Below are 16247 nucleotides of genomic sequence, written 5' to 3'. Positions count from 1 at the left end.
GCACTTCTTCAGGGACAGTATTTCTCAAATTGGGGAGTAATTATGGCAGGAGGAGTAATTGCTTCTATACCCCCTATTCTTCTTTTCTTATTCGCTCAGAAAAACTTTATTGAAGGCATCACCTTCACGGGAATTAAGTAAAAAAAGAGGGAGGAGTTTTTAGTACAGAGCTCTTCCCTCTTTTTTTAAAATAAAATTTTCTCTTATATTGCATTTTAATTCAATATATGATAGAATTTGTTCAAAAATGAACGCAAGGAGGTGTCTTTATGAAAAAGGTAGTCTTGATTCTATTTTTCCTAATTTTTTTAGTAATAGTTGGAGAAGGAAATATTGAAAATCCCCAATCTTTATCCTATGTAGATTGGTCTAAAATTTCCCCTTTGGTAGTTGTGAGTAATCCTCTTGAATCTCTAAAAGCCATTCAAGCAAATGATACATTGTATATACTTATTAAAAGCAAAAAGAGAATAGATGATAAAAAGATTATTGTTTATATTGATACAAATCCATTAGTAGAAAATGGTGCTGTTGTTAGTATATGGAATGATGTGAAAGGGATTAAGTATAAATCAGAAGATGAATCATTATACAAGTTCAACGTAGATAAAAATAATTGGGAGAAATTAAATGAAAAACTAAAGATTGCAAAAAAGAATAATGTAGCAGAAATAGCTATTCCATTAAATGCAATTGGTATATTTGATTCAAGAAAAATTAAAATTGGAATAAGTATTGGAGACGAATATTTCCTACCTGAACCAGGAACACCAATGTTTATAGTAGATAAACCAACTACAGTTTTTGGACCATCAATTAATGTTACTATAGATGGAAATGGCGATGATTGGAAAGATATAAAACCCATGTACACAAGTCAAAGTGGAGCAAAACTTTTCGCTGGAATTAAGAATGGAGTATTATACGCATTAATAATAGGCGAGATGGGTGACTGGAATGATCTATTTTTAGATGTGGATGGAAATCCTGAAACAGGATTTCTTTCTTGGGCTTGGAAAGACTTTGGTGGAGATTATTTAATAGAGAATGGATTGTTGTATAAAAGTCTAAGCGCTGGATGGGCATGGCAACAAATAGAAGGCGCCAAAGTAGAATGGAAAGAATCAGGAACCAATCCTAATAGAGTAATTGAATTAGCCTTTCCATTAAGTGAGCTAAAAATTGAAGACATCAAAAATCTACGTATTGCGTTTAGTGGAGGAAATACTAATCTACCTGATCCAGGGATCTCTACAGAAATAGTAAAAGTTTCTATACCTGAAGTAACCTTAGATAATAATGATAACGAATGGATTATGGTTCCACCTACTGCCACAGGAAATGGCAATATCAGAAAAGTTATTGCAATAAAAAGTGGCAATGTTCTAAAAACCTTAATAAAAGGTAATTTTGAACATGTAGGGTTTTATTTAGATATAACACCATCTGATAGGGAAGGTATTAAAATTGCCTCTAATATTGAAAACAAGTTTAATTATATGGTAAAAGACGGTAAATTGTTTGCAAGCAAAGATATGAATTGGGAAGAGATAAAGAATGTGAGTATAAAATGGGTACAAACAAAAGAATTAGCAAAAGCAGAAATAGATCTATCAAAATTAGTTGATAAAATAAGTGATTTAAAATTACTATTCTTCTCTGAATCTCCATATGAAATCTTTCCTCAAGATAGAGTAATTACCCCATTAAATGCAGAAGAGGGATTTAAAGTAGAGATCGATGGAGATGATAAAGAATGGGATGGTATTACCCAGGAAGTAAAAAGTAGCAATACAGAATTTAAGCTATCCGCAGTAACAGACGATAGAAAGTTATACATTAGAATTGATGGTGCTAGATTAAATACAAATAATGTCATCTATATAAGTACAGGTGGAAATATAAGAGATTATAAAATTGAGAGGAACTCTCTATATAAATATAACAGCAATTCATGGAAAAGAATAGGCGAGGTTTGGCCATTTATAGACGCAAATTACGTAGAATACGAAGTTAATTTAAAACAATTAGGTCTAACAGATAATATGAAGGATATAAGCTTATCTGCAATTATAAAGGATGTTATATATTTACCAGAGCGAAATTCAAACCCCGTTAAAGTTACAGGAAAAATAAATAGAGAAAGAGATAAAAATACATTCTATCCATATGAAATCTTTGATACTCTATATAATCCTCTAATGGGGAGCGCTCCATGGGCAAAGTTTGGTGAAACTGGTTATAAACATACTTTAGCCTTTATTAATGTTTCCTGGAAAGAATTAGAGCCAGAAAAGGGTGTATATAAATGGCAAGACTTTGAGAGAAAGAACAAATTTGATTACTGGACAAAGAAGGGAGTTAGATTTGTATTTAGATTATACTTAGATGAACCAGGAATGTATAAATACATTGCAGGAAAGAAGAGTATGAATGATCTGGATATTCCAATATGGTTATATAAAGAAATTAAAGAAGACGGTACTTGGTATAGAAGCGATTTAATTGGTGGTGGAGGATTTAGTCCAAATTATGAAAATGAAATTTTAATAAGAGAACATGAACGCTTACTAAAGGCTTTAGCTGAAAAATACGGTAAAGATGATAGAATCGCTTTTATTGAAATAGGTAGCCTTGGACATTGGGGTGAGTTACATACATGGCCTGATGGTACAGGTAAATTTCCATCTATAGAAGTTGTAAATAGATATATAAAACAATATATCGATGCATTTCCTAATAAAATATTAGGTCTAAGAAAGCCCTATAAGATTATGGAAAATTATAAGTTAGGATTATACAACGATATGTTCGGCGATAAAGGAGCAACAGAAGAATGGGTTAATTGGTTTACTTATGGAAGAGAGGACGAAGAGGGCAATCTTACAAAACCAATGCCAGATTTTTGGAAATATGCTTATTCTGGTGGTGAATTTGCATATGGAGATGCATATCAATTTCTTACTGATGATACTATAGCAGAGACTCTAAGACAAGCAAGAATATCACACACAACCTTTATTGGTCCATGCTCCGCTTTAGATGTAAGATATAAAGCTGGAGCGATAACAAATGAGGGAGACCCTCTTCCTGAAGGTCATCCAATAAAAGAAAATATTGATATTTTCCACAAAACATTGGGTTATAGATTTGTATTAGAGGCAATAAAACATGAAAAGGAAATCAATCGTGGAGATTTACTAAACTTAGAAATGCTCTGGAATAACCGTGGCGTTGCACCTTTCTATTTCAAGTGGCCAGTAGAAATTTCATTAGCAAATACAAAAGGAGAAGTAGTATATCGCTTTATCTTGGAAGATTTTGATATTAGAAATATACTTCCAGGAGTCAGCAAAGTTTATAGCAAAGTTAGAATTCCTAAAGAAATACAACCCGGAAACTATACATTATTAATTTCTATTAATGATCCTAAAACAAATAATCCAGCAATAAATCTTGCAATTGAAGGTAGGAGATCTGATGGAAGATTCCAATTAGACTCAATTACCATTAAGTAATAAAAAAAGTATCTATTATTCTTATACCCCACGGAGTTTTAAAAAATCCCGTGGGGTTTTTATTTTAAAATACTTGACAAAACCATTCAATATATGATAAATTTATGTTCAAAAATGAACAAAGGAGGTTGTTGGTTATGAAAAAAGTATTCTCTCTCCTAACAATTTTAGTTCTCCTCCTACTTCTCCCATCATTCAGTGCGGAGCCTGTTACTATTAGGTATGGTGTATGGATGAGTGAGCAGATAGATGGAATCAAGGCTCAAATCGCTGCTTTTGAGAAGAAATATCCAAACATCAAGATCAAACTTGAGCATTATCCCTGGGGCGATTATTGGACCAAACTACAAACCATGTTAGCTGGTGGTGACTGCTGGGATGTGTTCACTATGAATGCAATTTCTCTACCAGATTATGCGAAAAGAGGCGTTATATTAGAAATTACACCACTTATAAAAAGAGATAAAGTTGATTTAAACAATTATCCAAAAGGAGTACTTGCAGTTCATGAACTTAATGGAAAATATTATTCACTACCAAGGGACTATGACACGATAGCCATTTTCTACAACAAAGATGCTTTTGATGAAGCAGGCGTAAAATATCCAACTACCGCTTGGACTTGGTATGATGTAGAGAAAGCTGCTGAAAAACTCACAAAGAAAGATTCAAAAGGAGTTACAATAAGATTTGGTGTTACCGCAGCTGGTGGAAGCGTGGCAAATTCTCAACAATTCCTATTCCCATTAATACTTTCTTTAGGAGGACAACTACTAAATAAAGAGGGAAATAAAGTTCTATTTGATTCACCTGAGGCAAAGCAGGCTTTTGCTTTTGCAAAAGAGCTTACAGATAAAGGATATGCCCCACAACCTGGTGCAGTATCAGAAGACTTATTCTTCTCTGGAAGATCCGCTATGAATTTTGCAGGTTCATGGATGATGGGCTTCTACGCTGCCAATATTAAAGATTTTAAATGGGGTGTAGCTATGCTACCAAAGTCCAATACAGGGAAAAGAGCAAATATCTCTAACTCCTTAGGGAATGTCATTTGGTCCAAATCAAAGAATGTAGAAGCTGCATGGACCTTCGTAAAGTGGCTTGCCAGCAAAGAGGCTGCAGAGATTTTAGGAAAGTCTGGCGCTGTAATTCCTGCCTATAAAGGGACTGATCTCCTTTGGGCAGCAAACTTTGCAAAGTATGGAAAAGACAAAGATGCAAAAGTCTTCATTGACTCTTCAAAATATACATATCCATTCCCAAGAACTCCTGGTGGAAGTAAATGGTTCTTTGATAGATGGGAAGGTTATTACGTTCAAGAAATAGTTGCTGGAAGATTAGAATTAGAAGATGGGCTTAAAGAGGCAACCGAAGAAATTAATGGTATAATTGAAGAGTATTCTAAATAATAAAACAATGGGGGGAGGGGATGACCCTCCCCCCATCTAATTTTGGAGGTAAACAGAATGAAAGTTTTAGGAGGCATCCCAAAATCAAAACAAGCACAATATTTTGTCCTTTTTACAATTTTATCTTTCATTTTTGCTGCACTTTCTTATTATATCCCATTTATAATGTCATTTAGATTAGCTTTATCAGAATATGATGCTGTGACCCCTCCTAAATTTATTGGCTTAGAAAATTTTAGAAGAATACTAAATGACAAAGTTTTTTGGATTTCTTTAAAGAATTCTTTCCTTTATTCACTTTATGTTGTTCCTTCTGTAATTATCCTTAGCTTCCTTATAGCTGTTGGTCTTAATAGGGAGGGCAAGTTTATTAAATTTCTTAGAACTTTATATTTCCTTCCTACTGTATCTGCAACTGTTGCTATCGCTTTTGTTTGGGCATGGTTTTATCAGCCAGAATATGGCTTATTAAATACCTTCTTAAGATTATTTGGTTTTAAAACCATTTATTGGCTTACTGATAAAAGATTTGCTCTACCTGCCTTAGCAATTGCTGGAATTTGGGGAGGGCTTAGTTATAACATTATTCTCTTCTTAGCAGGTTTACAAAATATTCCTTCTATTTATTATGAGGCTGCTTCTTTAGATGGCGCAAAACCTAAAGATATTTTATTTCATATCACTATTCCTCTCATGACTCCAATCATATTTTTTGTTTTGATAATGGAAATAATAGGAACAGTTCAAATGTTTGAAGCTGTCTTCATATTAACAAGAGGTGGACCTGGTTATGCTACTCATACTCTCGTTTATTATATCTATAGAAATGGATTTAACTGGTTTAGAATGGGATATGGTGTAGCAATTTCCTGGGTATTGTATTTTATCCTGTTAATTTTAACAATAATACAATTCCGTTTACAAAAAAGGTGGGTATACTATGAGTAAAATTATAATAACTATTTTATTAATTATTGGCGCTATTATAATGGTTCTTCCTTATTGGTTTATGCTATCCATATCTTTTATGACTGTACAAGAAGCTTCCGCAATTCCACCTCATTTTATTCCATTTCATCCAATAATTTCCAACTATATAGAATTATTTTCAAAACTTGATTTTGGTAGATATTTTCTTAACTCTGTATTTATTACCTTATCATTAGTTATAATTCAAATAATTTTATGTGCTATAACAGGTTATGCCTTCGCAAGGTTATATTTTCCTTTTAAAGATTTAATTTTCTTGTTATTTGTTTCAGTTCTCATGCTTCCAGGAATAGTTCTTCTTATTCCAAGATATCTCATCCTTAAATATCTAAAATTAGTTAATACATTAACTGGAGTTATCTTACTTGAGATCTTTAGCATATTCGGAATATTTCTATATAGACAACACTTTTTATCTTTACCTATTGAAATGGAAGAGGCTGCAATTGTAGACGGCGCAAGCCTTTGGCAAGTCTTCTGGAAAATCATGATGCCACTTTCCAAACCTATCACTACTTCTTTTGGTCTTTTAGTCTTCATCTATGCATGGAACCTATTCCTATGGCCATTGATTGTTATTACTTCTCCGGAAAAAAGAACCCTTCCTATTGCAATCGCACTTCTTCAGGGACAGTATTTCTCAAATTGGGGAGTAATTATGGCAGGAGGAGTAATTGCCTCTATTCCTCCTATTCTTCTTTTCCTATTCGCTCAGAAAAACTTTATTGAAGGCATCACCTTCACGGGAATTAAGTGAGAAGGAGGTAAAAAAGTGAAAATTACTTTTGTTGGGGCTGGAAGTGTAGTCTTCACAAAAAATCTTTTACAAGATTTAAGCTTGTATCCAGAATTTAATCAAGTTGAAATCTCTCTTATGGATATAGATGAGATAAGACTAAAAATAGCTCAGAAGGTAGCAGAAGAGATTAAAGAAAAAAGGAATAAAAATTGGAAGATAAATGCATATTTAGAACTTGGACCTGCTATTAAAAATTCTGACTATGTGATTAATACAGTACAGATTGGAGGAATACCTGCAACTTATGTAGATTTTGATATACCTGAAAAGTATGGTATACCCCAAACCATTGGAGATACCCATGGAGTTGGCGGGGTTATGAGATTTCTAAGAACTGCGCCTTTTCTGAAAAATCTTGTTAGAGAAATAGAAAATTCTGCTCCATCCTCTTTACTTATTAATTTTACAAATCCTATGTCCATGAACCAGTGGTATATAAATTCAATTACTGATATAAAAAATATTGGGCTATGTCATTCAATTCCTAATACGATAGAGCAGATTGCAAGTTATATAAATGTGCCTGTTCAAGAGATTAATTATAAGGTGGCTGGAATAAACCACATGGCATGGGTCCTTATCCTTGAAAGAAACAAAGAAAATCTTTACCCAATTCTCTTTAAAGCTATGGAAAAAGAAGAAATATGGAAAAAGGACCCTGTGAGATTTGAAATATTAAGGAATTTTGGTTACTTTGTCACCGAATCTTCCGAACATAATGCAGAATATGTGCCCTATTTCATAAAAGATGAAAGCTTGGTGAAAAAATTAAATATACCTATTAGGGAGTATATTAGGAGAGTTGAGTTAAATGAAAAAGTATTTGAGACCTATGTTAATTATTATATTCATGGGAGAGAAGAATTTAGAGATTTAGGAGATAAAATGCTAAGAGATTATTTTGGAGGAGAAGAGGAAGAAAAAGTAGAGCAGGAAGAAAAATCAAAAGAATATGCAATTCAAATTATACATGCTATAGAAACAAATACTCCCACTTTAATATATGGGATAGTTAAAAATAACAATTTAATCACAAATTATCCTTCAGATTGTATGGTAGAAGTTCCATGTTTGGTAGATAAAAATGGAATTTCTCCTACCTTTGTTGGAGAGATTCCAAGTCAACTTGCAAGTTTAAATCTTCCCCATATAAATGTGCAAAGATTAGCAGTAGAATCTGCCCTTTCTGGTAAAAGGGATTATGTTTATTATGCAGTTTCTATAGACCCACTTGTTTCATCCCTATTATCCTTAGATAAAATACGAAGTATGGTTGATGAGTTATTATCAGCCCATAAAGAATACTTAGGAGATCTATTAAAGTAAGAAAGGGAGAGGTGAAAGATGAGCGTTGTTGAAAAGGAAATAAAGGATCAAATAAAAGAAATTCCTTTAGTTTTTGAGTATATTTCAAAAAATATTGAAAAAATAGTTCCAAAATTTTTAGAGAAAAGCGAACTTGTATACTTTATAGGTTGTGGAACTTCTTACTACTTAGCCTTGTCCGCTAGTAGATTTTTTACCTATAAAACTGGGATAGAAACAAAGGCTCTTCCTGGTGGTGAAGTTACCTTTAAACATTTTGAAAATGTCGGAAGAAATAATTTAAATAGAACCGCCGTATTGATATCAAGATCTGGAGAGTCTACAGAAGTAGTAAAGGCAGGAGAGATCCTAAATGAACTTAATATAAAGACTTTTGGAATAACCTTGGAAGAGAATAGCTCTTTGGTTAAAACATCTTCAGAGTCTCTTATCCTTCCTATAAAGGAAAATGCTATCGTTATGACAAAGTCCTTCTCATCAATGTTATTGTCTTTACAAATAATATCAAGCTTTATAGCAGGAGAAAGGGATTTTAAAGTTTATGAAAAGGTAATTGAAAATGTGGAAAGAATAATTAAGGATAGCGAAAAATTAATTCATGAAAGAGATTTACTAAATGGTAGTCATTATGTTTTCTTAGGTCTTGGTATGCAGGAGGGATTAGCAAGAGAAAGTGCCTTAAAGCTTGAAGAGATGTCCTTAACAAAAACAGAAGCATATTCAAAGTTTGAGTATAGGCATGGTCCAAAATCCCTTGTAGAAAAAGGAGTTAACATTATCATATTTAGCGAAAAAGATAAAGAAGAGGATAAGTTGGTTGAAGAACTAAAGAATTATGGCGGAAATGTGATAAAAATTGGAGATGAAAACTCTGATCTTTACATATCTAATGATTTTCCATATGATTTAAGTTTAAGAATAATTTTCTCTCAAATTTTAGGTCTTCATATTGCAGAAAGGAAAGGCTTAGATGTAGATAGACCAAGAAATTTAACAAAAGTGGTGAGCATATAAATGAAGGATAAAAGACTATTAGATATAATGGAGATTTTAAAGGAAAGAGGATTTGTCACGGTAAGTGAGTTAGCAAAAGAGCTAAATGTATCTGAAATAACAATTAGAAGATACTTAACCCTTTTAGAAAGTCAGGGACTTTTAGAGAGAAGAAGGGGAGGAGCAGTACCCAAAAATTTTAGAATAGATCTCCCCTTCTTCTTCAAATTAGAGGAAAAGAAGGAAGAGAAGCAAAAAATAGCTAAAAAAGCATTGGATTACTTGTCTGATGGCATTACGGTAGCAATGAGTGGCGGTACTACTATTTTCTATCTAACCCAAATATTGGATGAGAGTAATATAAAAGACTTAACTATTGTAACAAATTCTATAACTACTGCATGGGGAGTAATTAATCAGAAAAAGAGGTTTAAGTTAATACATTCAGGAGGAATAGTAAGAGAGGGATCTTTTGAATGCATTGGAAGTCATGCCTTGTCCCTTTTTGAAAATATTATTGTGGATGTTTATTTTATGGGAGTAAATGGGATAGACTTAAATAAAGGAATAACAAACTATGATGCAGAAGAAAGAGATGTTGCTATCACAATACTTAAGAATGCAAAGAAGGTAATAGTTCTTGCAGATAGCAGTAAGTTTGGTGTGATTATGCCTTATAAGATATGTGACTTGGGAGATGTAGATATTATTATTACTGATCGTTTACAGGATGATAAGAAGGATTGGTTTAAGAATATTAAGACGAAGGTGGTTATTGCATGAAAAAAATTGAAAAATACTTCTATTCAAAAAGGCTAATATCAATCTGCACTTCAAACTTTAAAGTTCTTGAATCTGTTTTTAGATACTTCAAAGAAAAAGATACATACTTTTTAATAGAGTCTACTTCAAATCAGGTAAATCAATTTGGTGGATACACAGGACTAAAACCCAAAGATTTTGTTTATAAAATTAATAATCTTTCCCAAAAGTTTAGCTTTAACAAATTTTTTATAGGTTTGGATCATGGTGGAACATATCCTTGGAGAAATCTTGAGATTTCATCCGCTATGCAAAATGCTAAAACCCTTATCAAAGAATCTGTAGAAAGTGGATATAGAAAGATACATTTAGATGCCAGCTATCCTTTAAGGGGAGAATTATCATTATCTATAGAGGAGATTGTAAAAAGAGAAGTAGAACTGCTAATTATAGCAGAGGAAACTGCCCAAAATTATAATATGAATCCTATTTATGTGATTGGAACAGATGTGCCAAGACCTGGTGGTAATATATCTGAAAAGCCAAAAGTTACCCCAAATTCTGAGATCTATGAGATGATAGATGCCTTTAAAAAGGAGCTTTCAAAAAATTCATTAGATAAGGTATGGGATAGAATTGTTGCTATCGTAGTGAATTTGGGAATAGAGTTTGGAGATGAAAATATCTATGAATATAGTTCTGAAGAGACAAAAGAATTAATAACTGTATTGGACTCAAACAAAGATTTAGTTTTTGAGGCTCACTCTACAGACTATCAACCTTTAAAATCCTTAAAAGAGATGGCTAAAAATGGAGTAGGAATATTTAAGGTAGGACCTGCACTGACCTTTGCCTATAGATCCGCCCTGTTTTCTTTAGCACATATAGAGAAAATTCTCTTTAAAAATAGTACAAGCAATTTCATTGAAACACTATTTAGCTTACTAAAAGAAGATAATAGATTTTATAAAGAATATTATGGAGAAAATATTGATATAAATAAAGTAGTTTTTAGCTTTTTGGATAGATGGAGATACTATTATGAAAATGAAAAAATTCAAAATTCATTAAAAATGATGTTTAAAAACTTTGAGGATAAAAATATTCCTCTTCCTTTGATCTATGAATATTTTCCGGATCAGTTTGAAAAGGTCCAGGAAAAATTCTTAAAACCAATTATGGAAGATCTTATATTTGGAAGGATCCAAGATGTCTTAGATAAATACTATAAATCTCTCTATGAGGAGGTAAATTTATTATGAAAACTGTGGTGGTTATAGGGGCTGGAAGCAGGGGGTATGAAGCTTACGGAAACTATATATTAAAAAACCCTCATAAAATAAAGGCTATAGGTGTAGTAGAACCTGATCCAATAAAAAGGGAAAGATTTGCAAGAGCCCATAATTTAGATAAAAATTACGTATTCTCTTCCATAGAGGAGTTTTTTGCAAAAGATAGAATGGCGGACGCTGTTATAATATCAACACCTGATATGTTCCATGTAGAACCAGCAATTAAAGCAATAGAAAAGGGTTATCATATACTACTTGAGAAGCCAATTGCTCCAGATTTAGATGGAGTTTGCAAAATATACGATGCTTACAAAAAAGGAAACTCTCTAATTATAGTTGCCCATGTCTTAAGATATACTTCTTTCTTCAGAAAGATTAAGGAACTATTGGATAAAAATTATATAGGTGAAACTATCGGAATAAATCTTGTAGAAAATGTTGGTTTCTTCCACTATGCCCATAGTTTCGTAAGAGGAAATTGGAGAAACACAGATTTTTCTGCTCCATTTATTTTGGCAAAGAGCTGTCATGATTTAGATATATTATATTGGCTCTCCTCTTCAAAAGCAAAATATATAACCTCCTTCGGAGAATTAACTCACTTCAAGAAAGAAAAGGCACCAAAAGAAGCAAAGGAAAGATGTATCTGGGGTTGTATGGTAGAAAATTGTCCCTATGATGCAAGAAGAATATATCTTAGAGATTATACAGGCTGGCCTGTATCAGTTATAACTATGGATTTATCTTTAGAGGGTAGAATAAAGGCTCTGGAAGAGACAAATTATGGAAAATGTGTATACTATTCTGATAACAATGTTATGGACCATCAGATCGCAAATATTGTCTTTGAAAATGGGAAAATGGCAACCTTAACCGTAACTGCCTTTACAAATGACATTACAAGAAAAATAAACATATATGGTACTCATGGAGAAATATATGGAAATCTCATAAATGGAGAGATAAGAATAAATATCTTTGGAAGATACGAAGAGGTAGTAAAAGTAGATGTAAGAGACGATCATGCAGGAGGAGATGAGGGAATAATGGATAGCTTTGTTAAGATGCTTGAAACTTATGAACTACCTACTACAACCTTAGAGGATTCCATAGAAAGTCATGCTATGGCTTTTTCTGCAGAAAAATCAAGGATCAATAATGGAATTCCCATAGCTGTAGAAGAATTTAGAAAGAAGATATTGGAGGGATAGAAATGTACTTCTTAGGCGTTGATGGAGGAGGCTCAAAAACTGAAGCAGTAATTATTGACGAAAATTTAAATATATATGGAAGAGGGAAATCTGGACCTGCGGATGTTTTTAATAGTAATAAAGAAACAGTTAAAAATAACTTAATATCCGCCATAAATTCCGCTTTAGATAGTAAAAGGATAAGAATTGAAGATATAAGATTTGGGGGTTTTGGGCTTCCTGCAGTAGGAGAGCTAAGGGAGGCAATAGAAATATATTCAGACATAATAAAAGAAATTTTACCTGGAAGATTTATAATCTTCAATGATGTGAGAGGCGCCTTAGAGGGCGCATTTCCCTTTGAAAATGGTGTAGTTCTTCTTGCAGGAACAGGCATCATGGCGATGGGAAAAGTGAATGATGAAGTTTTCAGAATAGACGGATGGGGAGAACATGCAGGAGATTGTGGTAGTGGATATGATATAGGAAGAGAGTGCCTAAGATATATTTTCAAAATGTATGATGGAAGAATTGAAAAAAGTTACATGTATGAATTAATAAAGGAAGATTTCGAGGAGATTTTGAGAAAAACGAAAGGGATCAACTCTCGAGGTTATATCGCAAGTTACTCCAAAATTGTTTGTGAGTCTGCTAAAAATGGAGATAAATTTGCCCTAAAAATTTTAGAAAATGCAGTAGAAGAATGGAAACTAACTGTTTCTGCTATAAGAGGTAGGATTGGAAGGAATGAAAAAATAAAATTGGCTGTTGTGGGTGGGCTAAAAAATTGCAAAATTTTATACGATAAGTTTTTATCATGGGTAAGGGAGCAAGATTGGATTGTAATAGCTGAGCCCATGTATGAACCGTCCATTGGATGTGCTATATTAGCTATGAAAAACTATAAAGGGATATAAATAAAAATAAGTCTCTTTCACCTTCATAGGACTTTTGGCTTTAAATGGCTTTTTCTGTAAAAGAAAAGTTTTTGAGACTTTAAATTTTGTTTCTCATACAAAAGGAATTGATGTCATTTTCATAAAACCAAAAAGTGACACTTTGTCAAAACGTTGTCGTCTAAATAGTTATAAGGAAAATAAAGTTTATTTTACCCTAAAAACCATTTGGGTTGGACTTACAAACTTTAATGCAATAACTAAAAAGGTCATAGTTATAAGAAAATAGACTACTGCAAGAGCATCAATGGCTTGTGGCGGTCTAACTCCTGCTGCATAAGCATCATAGTATAGAGCTACTACTATAGTCTGAGATTTTGGTCCACTTACCAAAAAAGTTAATTCAAACATTGCAATAGTCCTTACTATAGCAAGAATGGAAGCAGTAAAGATACCAGGCAAAGTTAATGGTATTAAGATTCTAAAGAATGTCTGAAGTTTTCCAGCCCCTAAAATCTTAGCTGCAGATTCAATATTTGGATCCACCTGCTCAATAAAGGGAGTTAATACAAGGATCACAAAAGGTACAATAGGAATTAAATTAGCTAAGATTACTCCACTTATCTTCGTAGCTAATCTAATTTTATAAAGCATAGCAGCCAAAGGAATACCATAGGTCATAGGAGGTATAAGCATGGGCAATAGTAGAAGAGAAAGAAGTAAATTTTTGAATTTAAAATTGTATCTTGCTAATCCATAGGCGGTAGGAAATCCTATTATTAATGAAATAATTGTTACAGAAAAAGAAACAATAAAAGTAACAAAAAGAAGTTGAGGAAGATCATGGTCTTTTGCCATGTATTTATACCACTCAAGAGTAAAAGCTTTTGGAAAAGCGCCACTATACCATTCTTTACTCAGAGAGTTTAAAATCACTGTGGTCAATATACCTAAAATGTTAATAAGAAATAGTCCTAATCCTGTATAAAATATTATTACTGAAAAATTAATTTTTCTACCCATATTGCTATCCTCCTAAAATACATTATGCTAAGCTTTACCAACAAAAGTACCACCTTTAAACATTTTCTGTCTCCAGAACATCACTATTAATATAACAATTAGCTCTATTAATCCCATGATAATTGCAATGGCAGATGCGGTATTAAAATCAAATTTCTCAAAAGCCCAATGGAAGATAGAAATTGACATCACTCTTGTTGGTCCTGATGGCTGACCTAATAGAACTGCAGTTGGAAATACAGAGAATGCCATTACAAAATTCAAAGAGAAAGCAATAGTAATACCAGGTATCCATAAAGGGAAAATAACTCTCCTAAATATCTGCCACTTATTTGCTCCTAACATTTGAGCTGCCTTTTCGAGATTTGGATCTATGCCTGAAATATATCCCAGAAGCATTAAGAACGCATAAGGAAAACCATGAACAATTAATCCTAATAGTACCCCAGTATAATTATGAGTTAGTTTTAAAGGCTCTTTTATAACTCCAATAGTTTTTAGAAATTGATTGAACCAACCTACAGGACCAAAATATGTTAACATTCCTTCTGCCACAAGCACTGTTCCTAAGGTTACAGGAAGAATAAGGAAGAAGGTTATTACTTTTTCCCCTTTTACACCATGTCTCATATAATAGGCAAAAGGTATTGCCAGTAATATGTTAATAATGGTTGCTGGTAATGCAATTTTAAAAGTAGTGAAAATAGTTGCGACTTCCCAAGGATCTGAAAAAAATCTAATATAATTTTCTAATGTGAACTCATTAGCTTTCCCTGTGAAACTTAGATAAAGTCCATAAAAAAAGGGATATATAAATAAAAAAGATAAGAATATTAGTGATGGAAGGAAGGTTAAAAAAATAACAAGTTTTCTTTCTCTCATAATACTCTCTCTCCTTCTTCAGAAAAGAGAAGAATTTTCTCAGGAGGAATCCATATAGGAATAGTTTCCTTATCCTTTACATATTCTTGAGTACGTATATCTACTCGAATACCATTAATTGATGCTCCTACATGTTTTACTTGCCCTAAATATTCAACAACTTCAGTAGTGCATCTTATAGAATTAAAATCTTTTTCCACAATTTGAATGTCTTCAGGACGAATAGCGGTAATTACTTTTCTATTTATAATTTCAGAAAGATTAACTTTTCTATTTAAAGATGATCTTACAAGAAGTTCAAAATCTAATACTTTAATTACCACTTCATCATTAGAATTTACTCTAATCACTGTTGCATCCCACATATTTCTAAATCCCATAAAATCCGCCACAAAAAGATTTGATGGCTGGTGATAAACCTCTTCGGGAGTTCCTATTTGTTGTATCTTTCCACCTCTCATAACAACTATTCTATCAGAAAGGGCTAAGGCTTCCTGCTGGTCATGGGTTACATAAATAGATGTAATGTGGAGTTTTTCATGTAATGCCTTTAACTCATATCGCATTTCTATTCTTAATTTTGCATCAAGATTAGATAATGGCTCATCTAACATCATTAATAATGGTTCCATTACAATACATCTTGCAATAGCTACTCTTTGCTGTTCACCACCTGAGAGTTGTCTTGGATATTTATTTTCGTATCCCTCCAGATGAACCATCTTCAATGCGCTACTAACTCTTTCCTTAATTACATCCTTAGGCATTCTTTTTATTTGAAGACCAAAAGCAATATTATTAAAAACATTTAGATGAGGAAATAGAGCATAATTTTGAAAAACTAATCCAAATCCCCTCTTTTCCGGTGGTATACTATTCTTTCCATCATCAATACATACATCATCTATATATATTCTTCCACTATCGATAGGAACTAAACCAGCTAAACAATGAAGAGTCGTTGACTTACCACAACCTGAGGGTCCAAGCAGAGTAACAAATTCTCCCTTTTTTATAGTAAGATTAAAATCCTGAAGAACCTTATGATTTCCAAAACTCTTATTTAAATTTTCTATCCTTATTTCTTTAAAATCCTTCACTATTTCACCACCTCAAGTTATTAGTAAAGGTGTGGGGAGTAATGTTCCCCACACCTTTTTAGTTTTT

Annotated in this window: 12 protein-coding genes and 2 pseudogenes; 11 read left to right on the top strand and 3 right to left on the bottom strand. The window is 32.7% G+C overall.

Going from position 1 to position 16247, the window contains the following annotated elements; genetic code table 11:
• The 11 genes and pseudogenes from CBR30_08130 to CBR30_08080 form a co-directional block, all read left to right on the top strand.
• On the top strand, positions 1-141 hold a 141-nt coding region (locus tag CBR30_08130), incomplete at its 5' end, for a sugar ABC transporter permease (GenBank protein ID PMQ01048.1).
• Positions 142-269: 128 nt separating this feature from the next.
• Complete coding sequence (locus CBR30_08125) at positions 270-3518, top strand: hypothetical protein (protein ID PMQ01047.1); 3249 nt, start codon at positions 270-272, stop codon at positions 3516-3518.
• Between the two features lie 137 nt (positions 3519-3655).
• Positions 3656-4927, top strand: a complete 1272-nt coding sequence (locus tag CBR30_08120; GenBank protein PMQ01046.1) for a sugar ABC transporter substrate-binding protein — start codon at positions 3656-3658, stop codon at positions 4925-4927.
• Between the two features lie 57 nt (positions 4928-4984).
• Entirely contained in the window at positions 4985-5875 is an 891-nt protein-coding gene (locus CBR30_08115) for a sugar ABC transporter permease (GenBank protein PMQ01045.1), read from the top strand.
• Positions 5868-6674 (top strand): sugar ABC transporter permease, encoded by an 807-nt coding sequence (locus tag CBR30_08110; GenBank protein PMQ01044.1) that lies wholly within the window; start codon positions 5868-5870, stop codon positions 6672-6674. Before CBR30_08115 ends, CBR30_08110 begins: the two co-directional genes overlap by 8 nt.
• A gap of 15 nt (positions 6675-6689) precedes the next feature.
• On the top strand, positions 6690-8042 hold the full coding sequence (locus CBR30_08105; GenBank protein ID PMQ01043.1) for an alpha-glucosidase/alpha-galactosidase: 1353 nt from the start codon (positions 6690-6692) through the stop codon (positions 8040-8042).
• 18 nt (positions 8043-8060) lie between these two features.
• Positions 8061-9047: pseudogene (locus CBR30_08100) on the top strand (iron dicitrate transport regulator FecR).
• A 3-nt stretch (positions 9048-9050) separates the two neighbouring features.
• Positions 9051-9818, top strand: a pseudogene (locus CBR30_08095) (transcriptional regulator).
• On the top strand, positions 9815-11059 hold the full coding sequence (locus CBR30_08090; GenBank protein ID PMQ01042.1) for a hypothetical protein: 1245 nt from the start codon (positions 9815-9817) through the stop codon (positions 11057-11059). Before CBR30_08095 ends, CBR30_08090 begins: the two are co-directional and overlap by 4 nt.
• Entirely contained in the window at positions 11056-12300 is a 1245-nt protein-coding gene (locus CBR30_08085; protein PMQ01041.1) for an oxidoreductase, read from the top strand. The genes CBR30_08090 and CBR30_08085 overlap by 4 nt, the downstream gene beginning before the upstream one ends.
• 2 nt (positions 12301-12302) lie before the next feature.
• The gene (locus tag CBR30_08080; protein PMQ01040.1) at positions 12303-13196 is read left to right on the top strand and encodes a hypothetical protein; all 894 of its coding nucleotides are present in this window, start codon (positions 12303-12305) and stop codon (positions 13194-13196) included.
• A 186-nt stretch (positions 13197-13382) separates the two neighbouring features.
• On the opposite strand, the gene CBR30_08075 is transcribed toward CBR30_08080, so the two are convergent.
• From CBR30_08075 to CBR30_08065, 3 genes are read right to left on the bottom strand one after another with little or no spacing between them, the layout of a single operon-like run.
• Complete coding sequence (locus CBR30_08075) at positions 13383-14198, bottom strand: ABC transporter permease (protein PMQ01039.1); 816 nt, start codon at positions 14196-14198, stop codon at positions 13383-13385.
• Between the two features lie 27 nt (positions 14199-14225).
• Positions 14226-15080 (bottom strand): ABC transporter permease, encoded by an 855-nt coding sequence (locus CBR30_08070; GenBank protein PMQ01038.1) that lies wholly within the window; start codon positions 15078-15080, stop codon positions 14226-14228.
• Positions 15077-16180 (bottom strand): spermidine/putrescine ABC transporter ATP-binding protein, encoded by a 1104-nt coding sequence (locus tag CBR30_08065; protein ID PMQ01037.1) that lies wholly within the window; start codon positions 16178-16180, stop codon positions 15077-15079. Before CBR30_08065 ends, CBR30_08070 begins: the two co-directional genes overlap by 4 nt.
• Positions 16181-16247 lie beyond the last annotated feature (67 nt).

Source organism: Dictyoglomus sp. NZ13-RE01, from assembly GCA_002878375.1.
Lineage (GTDB): Bacteria > Dictyoglomota > Dictyoglomia > Dictyoglomales > Dictyoglomaceae > NZ13-RE01.
The sequence above is the reverse complement of the archived record's forward strand: the minus strand, read 5'-3'. Positions and strand labels throughout refer to the sequence as shown.